The sequence below is a fragment of the Agrobacterium sp. 16-172Ci genome (genome assembly GCF_053522725.1).
Genome location: NZ_JBNWBW010000026.1, coordinates 21,363 through 45,062, shown reverse-complemented (window position 1 = coordinate 45,062; position 23,700 = coordinate 21,363). Strand labels below are relative to the sequence as shown.

Here is a 23,700-nt window from a genome sequence, read left to right as displayed (position 1 = left end):
GTTGCAGTCTTAAGATCGGCCGCCGCGGACCAAGTGGAAAGGCCCGCCCAGCCCTCGTTTCCGGAGTGAATCATGTCGCCTGTCCACCTGTCCCGCCGCTCGCTTCTAAAGACGTCACTCCTTCTTGCCGCAACCACGGGTTTGGCGGGCATAGCCGCCGCGCAGGAGGCGGCATCAGGCGGAAGGCTGATCGTCGCGGCCGATTCGGAGCCGAAGAACCTCAACCCGGCGATCGTCGCCTCAAACGGCGTGTTTTATATTGCCAGCAAGATCGTCGAGCCGCTGGCCGAGGCCTCCTTCGATGGCAAGGATGGGCTCACACCGCGGCTTGCGACCGAATGGCAGGGATCGGATGACGGTCTCAGCGCCACTTTCAAGCTGCGCGAAGGCGTGTCCTGGCATGACGGCAAGCCGTTCACCGCGGCGGATGTCGCCTTTTCGGCGCTCTCCATCTGGAAACCTCTGCAGAATCTCGGACGGCTGGTCTTCGCCAATCTCGAGAAGGTGGACACGCCGGATGAACACACGGCGATCTTCCGCTTTTCCAAGCCCACGCCTTTCCAGCTCATCCGCAACGCCCTGCCGGTCGTCACCAGCGTCGTGCCGAAACATCTTTATGAAGGCACCGATATCGCCACCAACCCGGCCAATACCAAGCCGGTCGGCACCGGGCCTTTTTTCTTTGCCGAATACAAGCCCGGTGAATATTACCGCCTGACCCGCAATCCCAATTACTGGGGCAAGGGCGAACCGCAGCTCGAAGAGATCATCTACCGCGTCCTGCCGGACCGGGCGGGTGCGGCCTCCGCGCTCGAAGCAGAGGAAATTCAGCTCGCCGCCTTTTCGGCCGTGCCTCTGGCCGATCTCGAGCGCATCTCGAAGGTGCCTGGCATCAAGGTCATTGCCGATGGTTACGAGGCGCTGACCTATCAGCTAGTGGTCGAAATCAACCATCGCCGCAAGGAACTGGCCGATCTCAAGGTCAGAAAGGCCATCGCCCACGCCATCGACAAAAAATTCGTCATCGACAAGGTCTTCCTCGGTTACGCCACGGCATCCACAGGCCCGGTGCCGAAGAACGCCCCTGAATTCTACACCGACGATGTCGAGACCTATGATTTCGATGTGGCCAAGGCCAATGCACTGCTGGACGAGGCGGGTTATGCGCGCGGCCCGAACGGAACACGTTTCTCGCTGAAACTTCTGCCGGCGCCCTATTTCAACGAAACCAGACAGTTCGGCGCCTATCTTCGTCAGGCGTTGCAGGAAATCGGCATCGATGCCGAGTTGGTCAACAATGATTCAGCTGCTCACCAGAAGGCGGTCTACACCGATCATGCCTTCGACCTCGCCATCGCGCCGCCGGTCTTCCGCGGCGACCCGGCAATTTCCACCACCATTCTCGTGCGTTCCGGCATTCCGGCGGGAGTCGGCTTCTCCAATCAGGGCGGTTACGAGAACAAGACGCTGGACGAATTGATCGACAAGGCGTCGATAACGGTCGACACCGCCGCGCGCACGGCGCTTTACAAGGATTTCCAGAAGCAGGTCGCCGCCGATCTGCCGCTGATCAACGTTGCCGAATGGGGCTTCATCACGGTGGCGCGCGATACCGTCAAACATGTCGCCAGCAATCCCCGCTGGGCCGTTTCCAACTGGGCGGATACGGCGGTCGATACGTAAGGACGCATCGTGAAGCGTGCAGTAACATTGCTGAAGCGAAGGGCAGTCAGCGCCATTCCGGTGCTGCTGATCGTTCTCATCTTCACTTTCCTCCTGCTTGAAAATGCATCCGGAGACGCGGTAGACGCCTATCTCGTCTCCATTGGCGGCGGCGATGCCGGGCTCAGGGATGTGTTGCGCGAACAATACGGCCTGAACGGTTCGGTATTTGCCCGTTTCTGGCTCTATGCCAGCTCAGTGCTGCGGCTCGATCTCGGCTGGTCACTTGCCTTCGACCGGCCGGTGCTGGGGCTGATCCTCGAGCGGCTGCCGAACACACTTCTCCTGATGGGCAGCGCCACCGCATTCGCCTTCATCCTCGGCACCGGTCTTGGCATCGTGGCCGGTGCGCGTCCCAGGGGGCTGACGGATCGCGTGCTTTCAACGCTTTCGCTGGCGCTTTACGCCACGCCCGGTTTCTGGCTCGGCCTCGTGCTGGCCATCGTCTTTGCCGTTCAACTCAAATGGCTGCCCACCTCAGGCATCGAAACCATCGCCTCGGGCAAGCAGGGATTTGCAAGGGCGCTAGATATTGCCCGCCATCTCGTGCTGCCGGTCGCCAGTCTCGGCCTCATTTATCTCGCGCTGTTCCTGCGCGTCATGCGCACTGCCATGGCGGCGGTCTGGCCGCTGGATTTCGTGCTTTTTGCTCAATCCAAGGGGCTTTCCAGGAGACGGATCGTGCTGCGCCATGTCGCGCGCAACGCCGCTCTTCCGCTTGTCACTGTGCTTGGCCTGCAGGCCGCAACCATGTTGGGCGGCAGCGTGGTGATCGAAAGCGTCTTCGCCATTCCCGGTTTCGGCCGGCTGGCGCAGGAGGCGGTCAGCGGCCGCGACACGCCGCTTTTGATGGGCATTATTCTGACAAGCGCCGTCTTCGTCATTCTCGTCAATCTCGCCGTCGATATTGTCTATGCCGTTCTCGATCCGCGCATCGGCAGCGGGGAGCGACAGGCATGAGTTTCGCTCTCCGGCTGCTGCGCAGTTTCGAAGGCGCCACGGGCACCATCATTCTGGTGCTGCTTGCCGTGGCGGCGCTTGCCGCCCCCCTCCTCTTTCCGGGCGACCCGCTGGCCATTGTCGGCGAGCCGCTGATCGCGCCGTTTACGGATGCCACCCTGCCGCTGGGCACCGACCGGCTGGGCCGCAATGTGCTGGCCGAGCTTGCCCATGGCGCGCAGGCCTCCCTGCTCGTCGGCATGGGTGCCGCCGCCGCCGCGCTGGTGATCGGCACCGTCATCGGCACCATCGCCGGTTTTGCGGGCGGCCTCGTGGACGAAGCATTGATGCGCGTCACCGACGCTTTCCAGATCGTGCCGAATTTCCTGCTCGCGCTTGCCTTCGTCAGCACCATCGGACCTTCCATGCCCATCGTCATTCTCGCCATTGCGCTCGGCGCATGGGCGGATCCCGCGCGGCTGATGCGGGCGCAGGTGTTGAGCATCCGCGAGCGCGATTATGTTCAATCCGCCCGCGCCATCGGCATGCATCCGCTGGAGATCGCCTTCCGGCAGATCCTGCCCAACGCTCTGCCGCCGGTTCTGGCGCTGGCCGCCATCATCGTCGCGGCAGCCATCCTCACCGAGGCCGCGCTGTCCTTCCTCGGGCTTGGCGACCCCAATATCGTCACGTGGGGTTCTATGATCGCCGAAGGACGCAACGTCCTGCGCTCGGCTGCGTTTTTGTCCCTCATCCCCGGCATCGGCCTTCTGGTCACGGTTCTCGGCGTTTATCTTCTCGGCGAAGGCATCAACAGGGCGATGGCGACGAGGAGGCAAGCGCCATGAGCGGAAATGTGCTGTGCCGGATCGACGATCTCAGCGTTTTTTATGCGGCAGGCGATGCACCGGCCTTGCAGAATGTTTCGCTGACGATCCGGCATGGGCAGAGGCTGGCGATCATCGGCGAAAGCGGTTCGGGAAAATCCACGCTCGGCAGAGCCATTGCCGGGCTTCTTCCCGGCAATGCGCGGGTTTCCGGCGATATTTCCTGGAGCCGCGATAGCGGCCTGTTTCACGGCAGACCACTGCCGGGGCGCGATATCGGCACGATCTTTCAGGATACCGGCGCGACGCTGAACCCGGTTCTCACCATCGGCGAACAGGTGGCGGAAGGCGCCGTGCGGCATCTCGGCCTGTCATGGAGGCAAGCGCGCGATCTTGCCCGCGACCTTCTGGACCGGGTGCGGCTGCCGCATCCCTCCCATCTGCTCACCGCCTATCCGCACCAGCTTTCCGGCGGCCAAAGGCAGCGCGTGGCGATTGCCGCTGCCATTGCCGCCAGTCCTTCGATCCTGATTGCCGACGAGGCCACGAGCGCTCTCGATACGGTCAGTCAGGCCGCCATCGCCACGCTGCTGGACGATCTGGTGCGGCAGGAGAACAAGACGCTGGTCTTCATCACCCATGATATCGGTCTTGCCTCCAGCCTGGCCGACGAGATCGCGGTTCTGCGCGCGGGGCTGCTGGTGGAACACGGCCCGACACGGCGGGTGCTTTCCGCACCCAGTCATGACTATACGCGTGCGCTGCTTGCCGATTATCTCGATCTCTCTACCCCGCCGCTCATCAGCGAGGCCGCGTCATGAACGAAGCCCTTCTGAGTGTCGACGGACTGTCGAAAACCTATCGCACCGGCGCAAGAACGGTAGCGGCGCTTTCCGACATCTCCGTTTCGCTTCAGCCCGGCGAGACCCTGGGGCTTGCCGGTCCCTCCGGCTGCGGGAAATCGACACTGGCGCGCATTCTGATGCGGCTGATCCCGGCCGATGAAGGCACGATCCATTTCAAAGGCCACGACTGGCTGGCGCTGGGCAGCGGGCAGCTTCGCGCCGCCCGCCGGCACATGCAGATGGTGTTTCAGGACACGCATGGCGCCTTCAATCCGCGCGCCAGCGTCGAGGATGCCATCGGCGAGCCGTTGCGCATTCATCGCATGGTCAAAAGACGCGAACGCGCGGCGGAAATACACCGCCTTCTCGAGCGCGTGGGCCTGCCCGCCAGCTATGCCGGCCGTTCGGTCTTCGATCTCTCCGGCGGTCAAAGGCAGCGTGTCGCGATTGCACGGGCGATTGCGCTCAAACCGTCGCTTCTCATTCTGGACGAAGCCGTCTCCGCGCTCGATGTTTCGGTTCGCCGACAAATTCTCGAACTGCTGGTGGAAATACAGCGGGAGACGGCCGTTTCCTGTATTTTCGTTTCCCATGATCTCGCGGTCATCCGGGCCGTCTGCCACCGCGTCGCCATCATGGAAGCGGGGCGGATCGTTGAAATCGGCAGGACGGGAAATATCGTCTCGGCGCCGCAATCCTCGACCGCCAGAACCCTGATCGACGCCGCACCGCGCCTGACCATTGCCACGTAAGGAAAAGACATGCCCGTTCCGGATTATGCATTGCTGCTCGACCCACCCGCTTTTCCCGCGGAGCGTTACGCCATTCTGGCCGACCGGCTGGCAGCCTTGATGGGCACGGGGAACGACGTCCTTCTCATACAGGCGGAAGCCGTGCTGGCGCTTGAGGCGGCGGCGACGAGCCTTGCCCGACCGGGTCTTAGAGCGCTCAACATCGTCACCAGCCCCTATGGCGCATGGTTCGGCGGCTGGCTTGCGAGAGGCGGCGCGGCGGTGCGCAACCTGACCGCCAGCCCGGCGAAACCGGTCACGCTGGAGGAGGTGGAGCGGGCGCTGAACGAGGGTCCGGGCTTCGATCTTCTCGCCATCGTCCATGCGGAATCGGCAAGCGGCATTCTCAACCCCCTGCCCGCCATTGCCGCGCTCGCTCGGCAAAGGGGTATCGTCACGCTCGTTGATGCCGTCGCCTCCATCGGCGGCCATGCCTTCGAGGTCGACCGGTTGGGCATCGATATCGCCGTCATCGGCCCGCAAAAGGCGTTGGCCGGCCCGGCCGGGGTTTCCGCCATTTCCGTCAACGAAAAAGCGTGGGAGCTTCTTTCGCATGGTAAGGCGCCGGAAAACTCCATGCTTTCGCTTCTGGACCAGAAGAAACTCTGGCTCGATGCCGGCCGGGGCGCGCTGCCCGGAACGCCTGCTCCGCTGGAATTCTACGCGCTGGAGGCCGCCCTTGACCGGATAGAGGCAGAAGGTCTGGCATCCGCCAATGAACGTCATGAAAGAGCGGCGGCGGCCACCAGGAACGGCATCAGGGCGCTCGGTATCCCGACCTGGGTGGAAGAGGCACACGCATCCGCCCTCGTTTCCACGGCGATCCTGCCGGATACCGTGGAAGCAAAGGCGTTCCTCGCTGCGGCATCCCAAAAGCAGGGCGCAGATATTTCCGCCGGTGTCGGCCCCGGCGCGGAACGGCTGATAAGGCTCAATCACACCGGTCGGAGGGCGCATCCGGAGGCGGTGAAAGCCAATATCGCGGCCTTCTCCAGCGCCCTGAAGAGCCTCGGCCATGCCGCAGATACCGATTCCGCACTGGAAGCGACTGACAAAGCCTATTCTGACGCCCCTGCGAACGGCGTTTAATGCCGCTAATAAACGTTCATTGCGCCAAATCCGGCAGCGGTGGAATGTCAGTCACGACATTGTTGTTAAAAATGGTAGACAAATTCCTCGGCCAATCTTGACGAAATCATGGCAACGCGCGAAACTTAACGCTACGTTAACTCGCGTGAAGAAGGGAAATGGCCATGGTAGCAGGGTTCAACATGCTCTCCTTTGACCTCTTTGGCATCGGCCGAAGGATGCCCGTCGTCAATGAGCGGGTGGAGACCGAGTTTCAGGACAAAACACCGCGCAGACCCGATGACGAGTCGCACGATGACGACCGCGATCAGGAATATGAACTGTTCTTCTGGTCGCTTTATCCGGTGATCTGAGGCATTCACAGCGGCTTGCAGGTATGAACCTTGCCAAGGACCGCGGGTTCATTCAATGATTGCCGCATGCGCCGGCCCGAAAAGAACTCTGCGAACAGAGACTTGCAACTGTTGCGCCGCCTTCTGCGGGCCAAGGATCATATGGACGCGGCGCCCCATGAGGCGTGGCCTGTTTCACGCCTTGCAAGCGTCAGCGGGGCCTCACAGGCGCACTTCGCGAGATCGTTTCGCGATGCTTTCGGCATACCCCCTCACCGCTATCTGCTGACCCGCCGCGTGGAGCGCGCCCTGGCGCTGTTGCGTGACACGGACCTTCCGATCATCGAAATCGCGCTGCAAACCGGCTGGAACAGCATCGGCACGTTCGGCCGTGTTTTCCGCGACGTGACGGGGGAAAACCCGAGTGAATTGCGGCGCAGGATGCGGCTTTTGCCTGCCGAGCTTGAGCAGGTTCCCCATTGCTTCGTCAGCGCCGCGCATCGTCCCCATCTCACAATCGCAGTTTCGGAGAAGCGCCGGCGAACGGAAAGCGGTAGGCACGGTGAGTGAAAGGGAGATAGCTCATGAAAAATGGTGTTCAACTTGTCGGGCTTTATGTTCATGACCAGGACGAAGCGCTGCAATTTTATGTCGAAAAAGTCGGATTTCGTCTGCATACGGACGCACGTAACGGCGATTATCGCTGGTTGACCGTGCAGCACCCGGACCAGCCGGATTTCCAGCTGGGCCTGTTTCGGCCGCAGGCCCCGACCGTTGATGAAGCGACGGCGCAGGATCTGAATGAAGCCGTTGCCAAAGGCGCCATGCCGCCGCTGGTTCTGGTGGTCGAGGATTGCCAGAAAGCCTTTGACGCCATGCACAAACGCGGCGTCGAATTCACCCAGGAACCGATCGCCCGCTACGGCTCGGTGGATGCGAGCTTCCGCGATCCTTCCGGCAATGGCTGGAAGCTCGTTCAGGCCCGTTGAAGCGCCGATGTGTCACATTCCATCATGGATGTTTTTTCTTGGGGGCGACTTTGATCTTGCGAAACTGGATAAGGCAGGGGCATCGGTGGCTGGGCATTCTGCTGACCGTCACCATTCTGGCGAACTTCGCTTCGATGGCCTTCGGCCCGACGCCACCGGTGATCGTCTTTGCTCCGCTGGTGCCGTTGACTTTGCTTGTTCTCAGCGGGCTTTACATGTTCTTCCTGCCATATCTGGGAAAGCCGCCAGGCCCATCGGGGAAGTAAGCAGGTAAGCAATGAGGCTATCGCGCCCTTCGGCCGCCCGCACGGTTCACGCGGTTGCGAAGCACGGTATCCAAAATGTTTCGGCCCCGGGTTTTACCCCGGGGCCGATTAAAAAGCGGTCGGCAAGAACCGCCTGACCTTAGTGGTTGTCGCGCGGCAGACCCTTGGTCTGGGCGATGCGCTGATACTTCACGGCCGGTTCCAGAACCGCGCCGGTTTCCATCTGGCTGACGATACCGCGCTGGATTTCCTGCCATGGCGTCTGGTGATCGGGGAACTTGTAACCGCCCTCAGCCGACAGCGCCTCGTAACGCTTGGCCAGTTCCTCGCCGGAAATCAGGATATCCGCCTTGCCACGGCCCACATCGATGCGGACGCGGTCACCCGTCTGCAGGATGGCGAGGCCACCACCGGCCGCCGCTTCCGGGGAAGCGTTGAGGATGGACGGGCTGCCCGACGTGCCGGACTGACGACCATCGCCGATGCAGGGCAGCGAATTGACGCCTTCCTTCAGAAGATAATCGGGCGCGCGCATGTTAACCACTTCCGCCGCACCCGGATAACCGATGGGACCGGCGCCGCGCATGAAGAGGATGGTGTTGGCATCGATCTTCAGCGACGGATCGTCGATGCGGTGATGGTAGTCCTCCGGACCGTCGAACACCACGGCGCGGCCTTCGAAGGCTTCCGGATCGTTCGGGTTGGAGAGGTAACGGTTGCGGAACTCTTCCGAAATCACGCTCGTCTTCATGATGGCGGAGGAGAACAGGTTGCCGCGCAGGACGCGGAAGCCGGCACGTTCCTTGAGCGGCTGCTCATAGGGACGGATGACCTTCTCGTCTTCGATGATCGCGCCACGGCAGTTTTCGCCGATGGTCTTGCCGTTGACGGTCATGGCGTCTTCCATGATCAGTCCCTGGTTCATCAGCTGATTGACGACAGCGGGAACGCCGCCGGCATGGTAATAATCCTCGCCGAGATATTCGCCGGCCGGCTGCAGGTTGACGAGCAGCGGCACATCTTCGCCATAGGTCTGCCAGTCATCCACCGTCAGCTCGACGCCGACGTGACGTGCGAGGCCATTCAGATGGATCGGCGCATTGGTGGAGCCGCCGATGGCCGAGTTGACGCGGATGGCGTTGATGAAGGCATCCTTGGTCATAATATCGGAAGGCTTCAGGTCTTCCTTCACCATTTCGACGATGCGCAGGCCGGTAAGGTAGGAGACTTCCTGACGGTCGCGGTAAGGCGCCGGGATGGCGGCGGAGCCCGGAAGCTGCATGCCGAGCGCTTCGGCAAGCGAGTTCATGGTCGTCGCCGTGCCCATGGTGTTGCAATAGCCGGTGGAGGGAGCCGACGAGGCGACGAGCTTGACGAAGCCCTGATAATCGATCTCGCCCTTCGCCAGCAGTTCGCGCGCCTTCCAGACGATGGTGCCGGAACCGGTGCGCTCGCCACGGAACCAGCCGTTCAGCATGGGACCGACGGAAAGGGCGATGGCCGGAATGTTGACGGTGGCCGCCGCCATAAGACAGGCAGGCGTGGTCTTGTCGCAGCCGATGGTCAGAACAACGCCATCGAGCGGGTAGCCGTAAAGCACTTCCACGAGGCCGAGATAGGCAAGGTTGCGGTCGAGACCGGCGGTCGGGCGCTTGCCGGTTTCCTGGATCGGATGCACCGGGAATTCGATGGCGATGCCGCCCGCTTCACGGATGCCTTCGCGCAGGCGGTTCGCCAGTTCCAGATGGTGGCGGTTGCAGGGCGAAAGGTCCGAACCGGTCTGCGCAATGCCGATGATCGGGCGGTCGGACTGAAGCTCGGCCTGGCTGAGACCGAAGTTCATGTAACGCTCGAGATAAAGCGCGGTCATATCCGCGTTGGCGGGATTGTCGAACCACGCGCGCGAGCGAAGCTTGCCTCCCTTGCCCTGGGTTGCGGGAAGATTGTCGGATGTAGTCATGATGCGGGTCTCCAGCCGGAAGTGGCCAACGGTAAAATATTACGAAATGCGACAAGCTTATGTTGTGCGCAAGGAAAATGGAATCAGCTTTCGGAGATCACGCATAACCGACAGAGCAGCCCCAGACGAGTGATTTGGAGCTGTTCTTCGGCTTTAGCCGAATATTTTTCGGCATTTACGATGATACCGGCGTCGCGCAACGGCCTCTTCCTCCCTGCCTTGCCGGAATGCGTCTGGCCCGATGGCCCGGCACTCCGCCTCAGTCTGATATCTTTATTTATATTACTATTAGATGCCGTCATTGACTGTCAAGCCACATCGTGGGCCATTTTTGGCGTGCTCAGACAGGGCAAGAGTATAATTTATTTCCGCCCAAACCATTGATTTATTGTATTTTATGACAAAATTTAGGCTCAGTTCGTGAAGGCCAAATTGTGAAAAGGCTAAAAAACCACTTTTCAAGAGTATTACTATATGCTCATAGTGTCGCCGTCACGCTGACATCATCTCTGGGAGGATAAGATGAGAAAAGCTCTTGCGGCATTCACTGTCGCCGTTTCCGCATGCCTTGCATCCAGTGTTTCCGCACAATCGCTTACCGTCGGCTTCTCGCAGATCGGTTCGGAATCCGGCTGGCGCGCGGCTGAAACAACCGTCACCAAGCAGCAGGCGGAGAAGCGCGGCGTCACGCTGAAATTCGCCGACGCACAGCAAAAGCAGGAAAATCAGATCAAGGCCGTTCGCGGCTTCATCGCGCAGGGCGTCGATGCGATCCTGATCGCTCCGGTCGTCGCAACCGGCTGGGACGCCGTGCTGAAGGAAGCCAAGGAAGAAAATATCCCTGTCATTCTGCTCGACCGCCAGATCGAGGCTTCGGATGATCTTTACCTCACCGCCGTGACCTCCGATCAGGTTCATGAAGGCAAGGTTGCCGGCGACTGGCTGGTCAAGGATGTCGGTTCCAAGGACTGCAAGGTCGTTGAATTGCAGGGCACGACCGGTTCTTCGCCCGCCATTAACCGCAAAAAGGGCTTCGAAGAGGCGATTGCCTCGCACAAGAACATCAAGATCGCACGCTCGCAGACGGGTGACTTCACCCGCACCAAGGGCAAGGAAGTGATGGAAAGCTTCATCAAGGCCGAAGGCGGCGGCAAGGATATCTGTGCGGTCTACGCTCACAATGACGACATGGCCGTTGGCGCGATCCAGGCGATCAAGGAAGCCGGCCTGAAGCCCGGAACCGACATCAAGGTCGTTTCCATCGATGCCGTGCCTGATATCTTCAAGGCCATGGCGGCCGGCGAAGCCAACGCCACCGTCGAACTGACGCCTGACATGGCCGGCCCTGCCTTCGACGCGCTCGAAGCCTATCTGAAGGACAAGAAGGCCCCGCCGAAGTGGATTCAGACCGAATCCAAGCTCTACACGGCGTCTGACGACCCGATGAAGGTCTACGAGGCGAAGAAGGGTCTGGGTTACTGATACCCCATTCTTCGGAAGGAGCGGCGCGTCGTTCGTGCCGCTCCATCATGGCATTCTTCATGCGGAACCTGCTCAATGTCCGAAACGGCACCACTTCTGGAAGCACGCGCCATCGGCAAATCCTTTTTGGGGATCACGGCGCTTGATGGCGTCGATTTTTCGCTTGGACATGGTGAAATCCATGCCCTGCTCGGCGAAAACGGCGCGGGTAAATCGACGCTCATCAAAATCCTGACCGGCGTTTATCACCGCGACAGCGGCTCGATCTTTCTGGAGGGCGCAGAGATTTCGCCCGCCAATGTGGGTGAGGCGCAGGCGCTGGGCATCGGCACGGTCTATCAGGAAGTGAACCTTCTCGAAAACCTGACGGTTGCCGAAAACCTGTTTCTCGGCCGCCAGCCGCGCCGCTTCGGGCTGATCGACCGCGGCACGATGCAGAAGAAATCGCAGGCGCTGCTTGCCCAATACGGGTTGTCCATCGACGTCAACGCGCTTCTCTCCAGCTATTCCGTCGCCATCCGGCAGATCATCGCCATTGCCCGCGCCGTCGATCTTTCCGGCAAGGTGCTGGTGCTGGACGAACCGACCGCCAGCCTTGATGCCCATGAGGTCGAGATGCTGTTTGGCGTCTTGAGAAACCTGCGCGCACGCGGCATCGGCATCGTCATCATCACCCACTTCCTCAATCAGGTCTATGATATCGCCGACCGGGTGACGGTGCTGCGCAACGGCCGTCTCGTCGGCACCCGCGACATTGGCAGCCTGCCGAGATCCGAACTCATTTCGATGATGCTCGGCCGCGAGCTTCAGCACATCACCCATGAACATCAGGCGACCGAAGATACGGTTGCCGAGGGCGAACCGCCGATCCGTTTCGAAGGTTACGGCAAACGCGGCAGCATCGCGCCTTTCGATCTCGGCATCCGGCCGGGAGAGATTGTCGGCGTCGCCGGGCTGCTGGGTTCGGGCCGGACGGAAACAGCCTTCCTGTTGTTCGGCATCGACCGGCCGGATACCGGAAAGGCTGTCATCGACGGCCAGACAGTGGCGATTTCTTCGCCGGAAGCCGCCATTACCGCCGGGTTCGGCTTCTGTCCGGAAGAGCGCAAGACGGACGGCATCATCGGCGACTTTTCCGTCACAGATAATATTGCATTGGCGCTTCAGGCACGGCAGGGCTGGGCACGGCCACTCTCGCGCCGGCAGAAGGCGGAACTGGCCGAAAGCTTCATCAAGTCGCTCGATATCCGCCCGGCCGACCCCGAGCGGCCGATCAAATTCCTGTCCGGCGGCAATCAGCAAAAGGCCATTCTGGCGCGCTGGCTCGCCACCCACCCCCGGCTGCTGATCCTCGACGAGCCGACACGCGGCATCGATATTGGCGCGCATGCGGAAATCCTGAAAATGATAGAAAGACTCTGCAGCGAGGGCATGTCGCTCGTCGTCATCTCCTCCGAACTGGAAGAGCTTACCGCCGTCGCCCATCGTGTGGTCGTGCTCTCCGACCGCCGCCATGTCAGCGAATTGAAGGGCGGCGAAGTGACCGCCGACAATATCATGCGGGCGATTGCCGATGCGGCGAAAACGGAGGCGGCGTGATGGTGGCTGTGACACGACGCCTAAAAAGGCTTGCTCCCCAGCTTGCCGCGCTCTTCATCATTCTGGCAGCGATTACAATCCTTTCGCCGGGTTTCCTGCATGTCTCGTTTCAGAACGGCCGGCTCTATGGCAGTCTGGTGGATATTCTCGTGCGCGCCGCACCCGTGGCGCTTTTAACCATCGGCATGACGCTGGTCATCGCCACCAAGGGCATCGACCTTTCCATTGGCGCCGTCATCGCCATCTGCGGCGCGGTTGCGGCCACGCTCATCAGCAACGGCCATTCCATTCCCTCGGTCATCGTCATCTCGCTTGCGGTGGGCATTGCCTGTGGCCTGTGGAACGGTGTGCTCGTCGCCCTTCTCGACATACAGCCGATCATCGCCACGCTGATCCTGATGGTGGCGGGGCGGGGCATCGCCCAGCTCATCACCGAAGGCGTCATTCTCACCTTCAACAATGACAGCTTTTCCGCTATCGGTTCCGGCTCGTTCGCGGGCATTCCGCTGCCCGTCATCATCTGGGTGGCGGCGGCGCTCACGATCGGCCTTCTGGTGCGCAAGAGCGCGCTCGGTTTCCTGATTGAGGCGACCGGCATCAATCGTCGCGCGGCAGCGCTTGCCGGGGTACGGGCGCGCTTCCTGCTGTTCTTCGTCTATGCGGTTTCCGGCCTCTGCGCAGCCATCGCCGGCATGATCGTGACTGCCGATATTCGCGGCGCGGATGCCAACAATGCCGGGCTGTGGCTGGAGCTGGACGCGATCCTTGCGGTGGTGATAGGCGGCACGTCGCTGAATGGCGGGCGCTTCTCCATCACCGCCTCGCTGATCGGCGCGCTCATCATCCAGACCATCAATACCGGCATTCTCGTCTCGGGCTTTCCGCCGGAATTCAACCTCATCATCAAGGCCGGCATCATCATGGTGGTGCTAACACTGCAATCGCCGGCAATCATGACGGTGCTGGGCTTCGTGAAAGCGCCCAAGCCACACGCCAAACCGGCCGCCGCCAATGGCATGACCAAGGAAGGAACCGCGCGATGATCCACAGCCGCAACCTGCCCTTCCTCACCACCCTGACGATCTTCGTCATCGCCTATCTGCTGTGCGTGCTGCAATATTCGGCGATCCTGTCGACGCGGGTGATCGGCAATCTTCTGACCGACAACGCCTTTCTCGGCATCGCGGCGGTCGGCATGACCTTCGTCATCCTGTCTGGCGGCATCGATCTGTCCATCGGTTCGGTCATCGCCTTCACCAGTGTCTTCGTGGCGGTCATGGTCGGCACCTATAACATCCATCCGCTGCTTGCCTTCGCCATCGTGCTGCTTGTCTCGACATTGTTCGGCTGCCTGATGGGGGCGATGATCCGCTTCCTCGCCATCCCGCCCTTCGTGGTGACGCTGGCAGGCATGTTTCTGGCACGCGGCGCGGCTTACCTCATCTCCACCCAGTCCGTGCCGATCTCGCATCCCTTCATCGATGCGATACAGGGCTTTTATTACCGCTTTCCCGGCGGCGGCAGGCTGACGGCGCTAGCCATGCTGATGCTTCTCGTCTTCGCCGCCGGCATGCTGATCGCCAGCCGCACCCGCTTCGGCGCCAATGTCTATGCGCTTGGCGGCAACCCGCAATCGGCCGAGCTGATGGGCGTGCCGATCGGGGCGACGACCATCGGCATCTATGCGCTTTCCGGTTTCCTCTCCGGCCTCGCCGGCATCGTCTATACGCTCTACACCTCGTCGGGTTATTCGCTGGCGACGGTGGGCGTGGAGCTCGACGCCATCGCCGCCGTCGTCATTGGTGGCACGCTTTTGACCGGCGGCACGGGGCTGGTGGCGGGAACCTTCATCGGCCTTCTGATACAGGGCTTGATCCAGACCTACATCGTTTTTGACGGGACGCTTTCCTCCTGGTGGACGAAAATCGTCATCGGTGTGCTGCTTTTCATCTTCATCGTGTTGCAGCGCGCAATCATCTGGTATTCAAACAGGAGACTGGCCGGACCGCATCCGGCATAATTGCCAAGGGAGGCTTGCTTGGGGCTGCTCGAAACGACGATAAGCGGGCGAAAACGCCGGAACAGCCACGCCCATGTGGTCTCCGAACTCGGCAGCGCCATCGTCTCGGGCAGAATTGCGGAAGGCTCCCTGCTGCCCAATGACGCGGAACTCTCCATGCGCTTCGGCGTCTCGCGCACCGTACTGCGCGAAACCATGAAGACGCTGGCGGCCAAGCGGCTGGTCGAACCCAAGGCGAAGGTCGGCACCCGCGTTCTCGACCGCTCAAGCTGGAACTTCTTCGATCCGGATGTGCTGGGCTGGCGCTGCGAGGCCGGCATAGACCAGGAATTCGTCACGCATCTGGCGGAGATTCGCCTGGCGCTGGAACCGGCGGCGGCAGCGGCGGCGGCCCTGCAGGCCTCCAATGACGATATCGTTTCGCTTTACGTTATCGCCGCCAAATTCGACAATCCTAAACATACGCCCGAAAGCATTGCCAAGGTCGATCTCGAATTCCACCTTGCCGTGGCGCATATGTCCGGCAATCCCTTCATGCGCTCGGCAAGCGGGCTGATCGAAGCAGCACTTGCCATTTCCTTCCAGCTCTCGTCGCCGGCCGCTTCGCCCGGCACCATCGCCGAAATCGCGTCCAATCATCTGCGTATCGTGCATGCGATTGCAGCGCGTGACGCGGATGCGGCGGTGAAAGCCATGCGCCACGTGATCGAGGTCGGTAAAGACCGGACGCAGAAGGCGATCAAGACGGTTTGAGGAGTTGTAAGACCCGCATGAATGCGGGTCCGGTTTCTTCGACCAATTATCCCTGCGATGCCTCGACCTGCGGCACCACGCCACGGCGGGACGCCATCAGCGATGCGCCGAGAAGGGCGGCAATCGCCACGAAGACGAAGACCATCGTCGCGCCCTGAAGATCGATCAACAGGCCGCCCAGAACCGCACCGCTGGAAATGGCGATCTGGAACGTGGTGAGCAGCAGCGCGCCGGCACTCTCCGCCTCATCGGAAGCGGCCCGCGTGATGAAGCTCTGCACACTGACCGGAAGCGCACCGAAGGCAAAACCCCAGGAGGCGATGGCAAGGCCGGCAATCAGGGGCGACGCACCCGCAACGACCAGAACGGAAGCCGATGCCGCGATGAGAGTCGCGGCGAACGTCACTGCCCATGCCGTGTTTTTCTCGGAGAGGAAACCGCCGAAGAGATTACCGAAAAAGCCACTGACACCATAAACCAGAAGGACGAGGGAAATCGCCTCGACGCCAAGAAGCGTCACATCTTCCAGGAACGGACGGACATAGGTGAAACCGGCAAAGTGACCCGCAACGATGAACAGCGTCGTCAGAAGGCCGATCCGGACCTGCGGCCGCTGCAACAGCCGGAACATTGTGGAAAGACCGGGTGCGCCAGCCGGCGGCAGCGAAGGAACGGTGAGCAATTGCACGAGAAGTGCGATGACGCCGAGCGCACCCGCAACGACAAAGGCCGAGCGCCAGCCAAGCGTCGCGCCGATCCATGCGCCCACCGGCGCTGCACAGACGGTGGCGACCGAAACCCCTGTCAGGATGATGGCCATGGCGCGCGGCATCTTCTCAAGCGGCACCAGCCTCAGCGCCAGCGCCGCCGACATGGCCCAGAAGCCGCCAAGGCCGATGCCGAGCAGGACGCGCGAGGCGAACAGCATGAAAAGACCGTTGGCGAAGGCGGCCAGCGTGCTGGAAATGATCAGCAGCGTGGTCAGCCCAAGCAATGTCCAGCGACGGTCGATGCTGCGTGTGCCGATGACGACGCCGGGGCCGGCGACCGCCGCGACCAGCGCCGTAACGGTGATGGATTGACCGGCAATGCCGGAGCTGACGGCGAGATCGACCGAAAGCGGCGTGAGAAGGCTGACCGGCAGGAACTCCGCCGTCACCAGCCCGAAAACGCCGAGCGAAAGCGAAACCACGGCCGCCCATTTCGCATCCGGCTCTGTCTTGCGCGGCACATATTCAAGCTCGTTTATGGTCCGGTTGTTCATGAAAATCTCCTGATGCGCATTCCCGGAATGCGTCCTGAAACGGAAAGGCAAAGTGGTGAAACCGGTGGGAGCCCGGTTCAACAACCGTAAATCGATGCACATAAGCTATGCGTGACATCCCGGCGTTTCCATGCTAGAAAATCCATATTCCTTAACCAAACATCCGAATTTGCGAGCAAGCCATGAATGATGCCCTGACCGAAATGTTGCGTGGCCTGAGGCTCGATGGTGTCGAATACGGCCGGTGCCGCATGGCCACACCCTGGGCGACGGCTTTTCCCGAACAGGAAGCCGCGCGGTTTCATTTCATCGGCGTCGGTCAGGCGAAATTGCTGAAACCTTCCGGGGAATGGCTGACGCTGACCTGCGGCGACGCCGTGCTTCTGCCGCGAGGGCACGCCCATGTGCTGGGCAGCGGCGAGGATGTGAAGCCCGCCCTTTTCGACCGCTTCGGCAAGAAGGAAGTCTGTCAGGGCATCTTCGACATGGAATGCGCGAGTGCCGGCGGCGATACCGTGGCCTTTACCGCCTCGATGCGTTTCAACATGGACAATCTGCACCCGCTGCTGCAGCTGATGCCGGATGTGATGCTGACCAGCGATCTGGCCAAAAGCGACCCGGCTATCCCCCATCTGCTTGAAGCAATGACACGCGAGGTGGAACTGAACCGCGTGGGCGCGGGCGGCATTCTGGCACGGCTTGCCGATGTGCTGACTGCGACGTTGATCCGCACATGGGTGGAATATGGCTGCGGCGATTCCAGCGGCTGGCTGGCCGCCGTGCGCAATCCCGAACTCGGGCGGGTGCTGGCCGCCATCCACCTCAATCCCGAAAAGGACTGGAGCGTGGAGGAGCTTGCCTCGCTGATGGGCGCATCCCGCTCCAGTTTCGCGGAACGCTTCACCCGCGTGGTGGGCGAAAGCCCGGCCCGTTACGTGGTGCGCGTGCGCATGCATCAGGCGCGGCTGTGGCTGCGCGAAGGCATGCGCGTGACGGTGGCGGCGGAAAAGCTCGGTTACGATTCCGAAGCCTCCTTCAGCCGCGCTTTCAAACGCGTGCTCGGCGCGCCGCCCAGCCAGTTCCGCAGGAAGGACACGGCCGGGCTGGAGGATGCGGCATAGGAATTTGTCTCAGTGGAAATTGCGGGAAATGACCTTTATCCGCTCCACCTCATCTTCATCATCGACTGTAGCCGGCGGTCGTTTCCTAATGGTGCGATGATCTTCCGGCGGCATGCCGTGGTGGAACTCATCGCCGCGCCCATGCGGCAGGGGAAAGGCGCGGTTGCGCTCACCCACACTTGCCAGCGCTTCCGACAAATCGGTCAGCCGGTGGGCGACCAGATGCACCACCTCGCCTTCCCGCTGGATCTTGCCGTAAATGCCTACCATGCCGGCAGACAGCACCACACGCCGGTATTTTTCGAAGGTCTTGACCCAAAGGACAGCATTGGCAATGCCGGTCTCGTCCTCCAGCGTCATGAAGATCACGCCCTTTGCCGAGCCGGGACGCTGGCGCACCAGCACCAGACCCGCCGTTTCCAGCCATGCGCCATCCCGAACGCGCACCGCCTCCGCGCAGGTAACGATGCGACGGCGGGAAAGATCGCGCCGCAGGAAGGTCATGGGATGTTCGCGCAGGGTCAGCCCCACATGGCCGTAATCCTGCACAACCTCGCCGCCGTCAGTCATGGGGCGCAGAGCGACTGAAGGTTCCTGAAGCTCTTCGATAACGGCATTTTCCCGGCTTGCGGCAGCGGCGAAAAGCGGCAACGGCTCATCCCGCAAAGCCTTGATGGCCCAGAGCGCTTCGCGTCTGGCAAGCGAAAGCGACGGCAAAAAGGCATCGGCTTCGGCGAGACAGACAAGGGCGGCGGCAGGAACGCCCGCCCTTCGCCAGAGATCATCCACCGAGGCGAAAGGCCGATCCTGCCGGGCGGCGACGATTTTTGCAGCATGGTCATTGGAAAGCCCTTTCACCATGCGCAGGCCAAGCCGTACGGCATAGCGTTCCTCACCCTCATCATTCTTCTTGCCAGTAGGCTCCAGCGTACAATCGAAGCGGCTGTTATTAACGCAGACCGGACGCACCTCGACACCATGATCACGCGCATCACGCACAATCTGCGCCGGGGCGTAAAAACCCATGGGCTGCGAGTTGAGAAGCGCCGTACAGAAAATATCGGGATGATGGCATTTCAGCCATGAGGAGGCATAAGCAATCAGCGCGAAGGAAGCCGCATGGCTTTCAGGGAAACCATAACTGCCGAAGCCTTCCAGCTGCTTGAAGATGCGTTCGGCGAATTCTTTGTCATACTCGCGCTCTACCATGCCGTCGATCAGGTCCTGCCTGAATTTCGAGATGGTGCCGACATTCTTGAAGGTGGCCATGGCTCGGCGGAGCTGATCCGCCTTGCCGGGGGAGAAACCGGCGCATTCGATGGCGACGCGCATGGCCTGTTCCTGGAAAAGGGGCACGCCGAGCGTCTTGCCCAGCACATTTTTAAGCTCCGGCTTCGGATAATCCTCTTTTTCCTTTCCATCTCGGCGACGCAGATACGGATGCACCATATCTCCCTGAATGGGGCCGGGACGAACAATGGCCACCTGTATGACGAGGTCGTAGAATTTTGCCGGTTTCAGACGTGGCAGCATCGACATCTGCGCCCGACTTTCGATCTGGAAGGTGCCCAGCGTATCGGCCCTCTGGATCATTTTGAAGGTTGAGGGATCATCATCCGGCATGGAAGTGAGATCATATTTCTTCCCATAACGCTCCTCCAGCATATTGAAGCCTCGCTTCATGCAGGAAAGCATGCCGAGCGCCAGACAGTCCATCTTCATGAACTTCACAATATCAATATCATCCTTATCCCATTCGATGATCTGGCGATCATCCATGGCGGCGGGTTCGATTGGCACCAGCTCGTCCAGCCGGTCATGGGTCAGAACAAAGCCGCCCGGATGCTGGCTGTGGTGACGTGGCGTGCCGACAAGCTGATTGGCAAGTTCAAAGGCAAGTTGCAGGCGGCGGTCCTCCATATTGAGGTTCAACTCTTTCACCTGCTTTTCGCCGACCCCCTCGCTCCACCGCCACACTTGCGAGGAGAGAAGTTTGGTCAAATCTTCCGGTAACCCCAGAACCTTACCGACATCCCGCAGCGCCCCACGCCCGCGATAACGGGTAACAACCGAACAAAGCGCAGCCTTGTCCCGACCATAGGTGTCATAAACCCACTGGATGACCTCCTCACGCCGCTGATGTTCGAAATCCACGTCGATATCAGGCGGTTCGCGCCGTTCTTCGGAGACGAAGCGTTCGAACAGGAGATCAACCTTTACAGGATCGATGGCGGTTATGCCGAGCACGTAGCACACCACCGAATTGGCCGCCGAGCCGCGTCCCTGGCAGAGAATATCCTTCCCGCGCGCAAATTGGACAATGGCGTTCACCGTCAGAAAATAGGGGGCATATTCCAGCCGGCCTATTAGCCTCAGCTCATGATGCAGCGCCTTTTCCACCTTCTCCGGCAAGCCCTCGGGATACCGCACCGGCACCCTCTCCCAAACCATCTTCTCCAGCGCCTGCTGCGCTGTCAGCCCCGGCAGGCTGCGCTCCTCGGGATATTGGTAGACCAGTTCCTTCAGCGAAAATTTGCAGCGTTTCGTAATTTCGAGACTGCGGGCCAGCGCCTCGGGGTAACGGGCAAACAGCCGGTGCATTTCTTCCGGCGGTTTCATGTAACGGTCGGCGTGGCGCTCGCGGCGGAAACCAGCCTCGTCGATGGTGCAATTGTGCCTTATGCAGGTGACGACATCCTGCAGCATGCGCCGCTCTGGCACATGAAAGAGCACGTCATTGGTGACAACAGTCGGCACACCAGCCGCTTCGGCCATAGCTGACAGTTCGAAAAGCCGCATCTGGTCGTTGGGGCGTCTTCTAAGGCTAAGCGCCATATAGGCCCGGTCGGCAAAGGCGGTTTTGAGCCGCCGCAGGCGAAGCGCGCAGAGATCATCAGCGAGATCAGCGAGCAACACGACGATCAGGCCTTCGCCATAGGTGACGAGATCGTCCCATGCCAGCCGGCACTTGCCCTTGCCGCCTCTTTTCTTGCCGACGGAAAGCAGCCGGCAAAGCCGGCCGTAGGCCGCGCGATCCATGGGATAGGCAAGCACGGAGATATCGTCATCCAGATCGAGACGACAGCCGATGACGAGGCGGATGCCAAGCTTGTTCGCCGCCTCGTAAGCGCGGGGAATGCCCGCAAGACTGTTGCGATCGACAATGCCGAGCGCCTCGATGCCCAGATTTTTGGCCTGTTCAAACAGTTCGTCGCAGGAGCTTGCACCGCGCAGGAAGGAAAAATGCGTGGTCACCTGAAGTTCGGCATAACGCGGCGCGCTCATGCGAAGACCCCGTGAATGAACCAGCCCTGCGAGCCGGTCTCGGCATGTTCGCCGTCACCGGAGCGAAAAATCCAGAAGCGCTCGCCGCTTTCATTTTCCACCGTGAAATAATCGCGCACGGCGGCCTTTTCCCGGTCGCGTTTCCACCATTCGCCGAACACCCGCTCCGGCCCGTCGGCGCGCCGCACATTGTGGCGCACGCCTTTCCAGAGGAAATAACGGGGGGGATGGTCCGGCAGCAGCGCCAGCGTTTCGATGGGTTCCGGCCTTGCAAAAAGCCTGACCGGGCGCGGCCAGTGGCCGGGCCAGCCGAGCCTATCCTCAGGTGCCAGCGCCGCAACCCGGGCAACGGAGCGCTCCGGCACATCGCTCGCCACCGCCGCATAACGATAGACCCGGTGGCCGCGATTGAGAATGACATCAACCGTATCGGCGATGTCCGCACGGCCTTCCTCCAGAAGCGAGGATCGGGCCTGCGCGGCGACAAGCGGCTCGGCATGGGTGGCGGTCAGCACCATCATCTCGATGCCGAAACCGGGATCGATGGTGTCGATCCGGTCGGTCAAAAGCCGGACAAGCTGTTTGACATCGCGCACCGGTCTGGAGGTGCCGGCCCGCACCGCCTGCAGGCCGCTATCGACCCGGTGCAGCACCAGATCGACACGGCGGGCGCCGAGGCCGCGCTTTTCCAGCGCGACACAAAGCTCCGGAACCAGTTTTTGCGTATAACGGGCAATCGTCTCCGCCGCTGCAATGGGTTCGGGAAAGGCGCACCGCACCTCCACCAGCTCGGCCACGCGCACCGGTTCGATGGGTTCACCGATCTCCCCCAAAGCCTGGGAAAGACGGCGCACGAGTTCGGGGCCGAAACGCAGGGTGAGCGGCGCACGCGGTGCTTCGGCCAGCTCGCCGATGCTGCGGAAACCGAGCACCTTCAACTCGGAAACGATCCGCTCTTCCAGCCTCAACGCGGCAAGTGGCAAGCCGCTGACCGCCACACGCTGCCCGCCCGGCGGCACGATGCTGATCGCCTCACGGCCAAAACGCGCCAGCGCATGGGCCGCTCCCCAGCTATCGGCAATGGCGGCGCGGGCGCTAAAGCCGGCGGCATGCAGGCGGTTGACCATGCCGCTCAGCATCAGCGCCTCATTGCCGTGCAGATGGTCCGCCCCCGCCGTGTCCAGCACCAGCCCGTCCGGCGGGTCGGCGGCGACGATGGGGGCATAGATGCGCAGGAAATGAAAAGCCAGCTGTTGCAGGGCGCGGGAATCTCCATCCGCATCCAGATCTTCCACGATAAGGCCCGGCACCAGCGCCTGCGCCTTGCTGACCGGCGTGCCCGGCCGGATGCCCGCCGCCTTTGCCGCCTTGTCGAGCGCCAGCACCAGCCGGCGGCTGCCCTGGCGGCCAATCATGACCAGCGGCTTTTCAACCGGCGGCGCGTCCTTGCCCGAAAGACGCCGGAAACGATCCGTCGGCCATGTCGGCAGGTAGAGCGAGACGACCCTTTGCATCACAGGCTTCCACTTCAAATTCGGCACTTTCGCCGCCGCGACATCGCAAAAGTTCCAGAAACCAGCGCGGCCTGCCCACCCCCGGTACCGGCAAGGGGGATGAGGGTCGGACGGAGATGCGCCAGCGGGTCATCGCTGCCGTCGGCTCGCCGAACAGCGCCGCATCGGCCGCACGCCGGAAGCGACGAATGGCGATACCGGTAACACCGGAGGTTTCCGCCGCCAGTTGCAGCCGCCGCGAGGCATTCATCGGCAACTTCGCCAGCTCGCCCATCACCGCGCCGAAACCGTTGCAGCGTAAGCCCTCCTCGAAACAGTCGAGCACACCTTTCTCATCGCGGCATTCAACGATGATGACCCGGTTCTGCGACAGGCCGGCCTGCGTCAGCCCCGGCATGAACAGATCCCGGCGGGTGACACACCATAAAACCTTGCCGGAAAGCCGTGCCGCCACACCGGCCGCAAAAAGGGCGGCCGCCGCGCCATCGGCAGCGCCATTGCCGCCGCCGCTCACCTCATGCAGGCAACCGAGCTTCAGCCCGCCTCCCGGCAGGCGATGGTCGATGGCATCCACGCCGAAAGGCAAGGTCTCGTGCAGGCGCGGAGCGCCGTTACCGATCCTTTCCAGCCTTTCACGCAGCTCTTCGACAACGAGCAACTGATCCGCGCGCTTTTGCATGGCATGACAGGTTTCAATTCCGGTTATTCATCTTTATTGTTCCTGTTTTGTTCCTATTTCAGCAAAGAGTCAAGCAATAGGCTGCCGGTCTTCAACAGTTTGCACGGGAAGAGAGGATTCTGGCCTTGCGGCCCTCTGCCCTGCCGTTAAAACGGAATTGTCCGCTCGCCGCCTGTTTTACCCTGACAGCCGCCGGCAACGGACATCATGGTTTGGAGGAAAC

General features: G+C 61.4%; 21 protein-coding genes. 16 read left to right on the top strand and 5 right to left on the bottom strand.

Features of this window, described 5'->3' with window-relative positions; all coding sequences use genetic code 11:
- Positions 1-72: 72 nt before the first annotated feature.
- From ACQZ40_RS20385 to ACQZ40_RS20340, 10 genes are all read left to right on the top strand, one after another.
- Positions 73-1,683, top strand: coding sequence for an ABC transporter substrate-binding protein (locus ACQZ40_RS20385; protein ID WP_448748584.1), 1,611 nt, complete (start codon positions 73-75; stop codon positions 1,681-1,683).
- A gap of 9 nt (positions 1,684-1,692) precedes the next feature.
- On the top strand, positions 1,693-2,682 hold the full coding sequence (locus ACQZ40_RS20380; RefSeq protein WP_448748583.1) for an ABC transporter permease: 990 nt from the start codon (positions 1,693-1,695) through the stop codon (positions 2,680-2,682).
- Positions 2,679-3,509 (top strand): ABC transporter permease, encoded by an 831-nt coding sequence (locus ACQZ40_RS20375; RefSeq protein ID WP_448748582.1) that lies wholly within the window; start codon positions 2,679-2,681, stop codon positions 3,507-3,509. Before ACQZ40_RS20380 ends, ACQZ40_RS20375 begins: the two co-directional genes overlap by 4 nt.
- Complete coding sequence (locus ACQZ40_RS20370) at positions 3,506-4,309, top strand: ABC transporter ATP-binding protein (RefSeq protein WP_448748581.1); 804 nt, start codon at positions 3,506-3,508, stop codon at positions 4,307-4,309. The genes ACQZ40_RS20375 and ACQZ40_RS20370 overlap by 4 nt, the downstream gene beginning before the upstream one ends.
- Entirely contained in the window at positions 4,306-5,085 is a 780-nt protein-coding gene (locus tag ACQZ40_RS20365; RefSeq protein WP_448748580.1) for an ABC transporter ATP-binding protein, read from the top strand. The genes ACQZ40_RS20370 and ACQZ40_RS20365 overlap by 4 nt, the downstream gene beginning before the upstream one ends.
- A gap of 9 nt (positions 5,086-5,094) precedes the next feature.
- Positions 5,095-6,213: a pyridoxal-phosphate-dependent aminotransferase family protein gene (locus ACQZ40_RS20360; RefSeq protein ID WP_448748579.1), complete on the top strand. Its 1,119-nt coding sequence runs from the start codon at positions 5,095-5,097 to the stop codon at positions 6,211-6,213.
- 158 nt (positions 6,214-6,371) lie between these two features.
- Positions 6,372-6,566, top strand: a complete 195-nt coding sequence (locus tag ACQZ40_RS20355) for a hypothetical protein (RefSeq protein WP_003523745.1) — start codon at positions 6,372-6,374, stop codon at positions 6,564-6,566.
- Between the two features lie 66 nt (positions 6,567-6,632).
- Positions 6,633-7,115 carry a helix-turn-helix domain-containing protein gene (locus ACQZ40_RS20350; RefSeq protein ID WP_065655498.1) on the top strand — a complete coding sequence of 161 codons (483 nt, stop codon included), beginning with the start codon at positions 6,633-6,635 and terminating at the stop codon, positions 7,113-7,115.
- A gap of 14 nt (positions 7,116-7,129) precedes the next feature.
- Positions 7,130-7,534, top strand: coding sequence for a VOC family protein (locus tag ACQZ40_RS20345; RefSeq protein WP_003523747.1), 405 nt, complete (start codon positions 7,130-7,132; stop codon positions 7,532-7,534).
- Positions 7,535-7,590: 56 nt separating this feature from the next.
- Positions 7,591-7,800 (top strand): hypothetical protein, encoded by a 210-nt coding sequence (locus ACQZ40_RS20340; RefSeq protein ID WP_233282716.1) that lies wholly within the window; start codon positions 7,591-7,593, stop codon positions 7,798-7,800.
- A gap of 139 nt (positions 7,801-7,939) precedes the next feature.
- Here ACQZ40_RS20340 and ACQZ40_RS20335 read toward each other — a convergent pair whose 3' ends face one another.
- Positions 7,940-9,760 carry an IlvD/Edd family dehydratase gene (locus tag ACQZ40_RS20335; protein WP_065655500.1) on the bottom strand — a complete coding sequence of 607 codons (1,821 nt, stop codon included), beginning with the start codon at positions 9,758-9,760 and terminating at the stop codon, positions 7,940-7,942.
- A 522-nt stretch (positions 9,761-10,282) separates the two neighbouring features.
- Here ACQZ40_RS20335 and ytfQ point away from each other — a divergent pair.
- The 5 genes from ytfQ to ACQZ40_RS20310 all read left to right on the top strand — a co-directional run bounded on the left by ytfQ (position 10,283) and on the right by ACQZ40_RS20310 (position 15,614).
- A complete protein-coding gene (ytfQ, locus tag ACQZ40_RS20330; protein ID WP_065655501.1) occupies positions 10,283-11,242 on the top strand; it encodes a galactofuranose ABC transporter, galactofuranose-binding protein YtfQ in 960 nt (319 codons plus the stop codon).
- Positions 11,243-11,317: 75 nt separating this feature from the next.
- Positions 11,318-12,841 (top strand): sugar ABC transporter ATP-binding protein, encoded by a 1,524-nt coding sequence (locus tag ACQZ40_RS20325; protein WP_174036757.1) that lies wholly within the window; start codon positions 11,318-11,320, stop codon positions 12,839-12,841.
- On the top strand, positions 12,841-13,884 hold the full coding sequence (locus tag ACQZ40_RS20320; RefSeq protein WP_448748578.1) for an ABC transporter permease: 1,044 nt from the start codon (positions 12,841-12,843) through the stop codon (positions 13,882-13,884). The genes ACQZ40_RS20325 and ACQZ40_RS20320 overlap by 1 nt, the downstream gene beginning before the upstream one ends.
- On the top strand, positions 13,881-14,861 hold the full coding sequence (yjfF, locus tag ACQZ40_RS20315; protein ID WP_081307841.1) for a galactofuranose ABC transporter, permease protein YjfF: 981 nt from the start codon (positions 13,881-13,883) through the stop codon (positions 14,859-14,861). The genes ACQZ40_RS20320 and yjfF overlap by 4 nt, the downstream gene beginning before the upstream one ends.
- An 18-nt stretch (positions 14,862-14,879) precedes the next feature.
- The gene (locus ACQZ40_RS20310; protein ID WP_003523755.1) at positions 14,880-15,614 is read left to right on the top strand and encodes a FadR/GntR family transcriptional regulator; all 735 of its coding nucleotides are present in this window, start codon (positions 14,880-14,882) and stop codon (positions 15,612-15,614) included.
- Positions 15,615-15,660: 46 nt separating this feature from the next.
- On the opposite strand, the gene ACQZ40_RS20305 is transcribed toward ACQZ40_RS20310, so the two are convergent.
- Positions 15,661-16,878: an MFS transporter gene (locus tag ACQZ40_RS20305; protein WP_448748577.1), complete on the bottom strand. Its 1,218-nt coding sequence runs from the start codon at positions 16,876-16,878 to the stop codon at positions 15,661-15,663.
- A 182-nt stretch (positions 16,879-17,060) separates the two neighbouring features.
- On the opposite strand from ACQZ40_RS20305, the gene ACQZ40_RS20300 reads away from it, so the two are divergent.
- On the top strand, positions 17,061-17,999 hold the full coding sequence (locus ACQZ40_RS20300; protein WP_149741891.1) for an AraC family transcriptional regulator: 939 nt from the start codon (positions 17,061-17,063) through the stop codon (positions 17,997-17,999).
- Positions 18,000-18,008: 9 nt separating this feature from the next.
- Here ACQZ40_RS20300 and ACQZ40_RS20295 read toward each other — a convergent pair whose 3' ends face one another.
- The 3 genes from ACQZ40_RS20295 to ACQZ40_RS20285 are packed head-to-tail and all read right to left on the bottom strand — an operon-like array spanning position 18,009 to position 23,477.
- Entirely contained in the window at positions 18,009-21,284 is a 3,276-nt protein-coding gene (locus ACQZ40_RS20295) for an error-prone DNA polymerase (protein ID WP_448748576.1), read from the bottom strand.
- Entirely contained in the window at positions 21,281-22,798 is a 1,518-nt protein-coding gene (locus ACQZ40_RS20290; RefSeq protein WP_448748575.1) for a Y-family DNA polymerase, read from the bottom strand. Before ACQZ40_RS20290 ends, ACQZ40_RS20295 begins: the two co-directional genes overlap by 4 nt.
- Positions 22,713-23,477: an ImuA family protein gene (locus tag ACQZ40_RS20285; RefSeq protein ID WP_125146298.1), complete on the bottom strand. Its 765-nt coding sequence runs from the start codon at positions 23,475-23,477 to the stop codon at positions 22,713-22,715. Before ACQZ40_RS20285 ends, ACQZ40_RS20290 begins: the two co-directional genes overlap by 86 nt.
- Between the last annotated feature and the right edge of the window lie 223 nt (positions 23,478-23,700).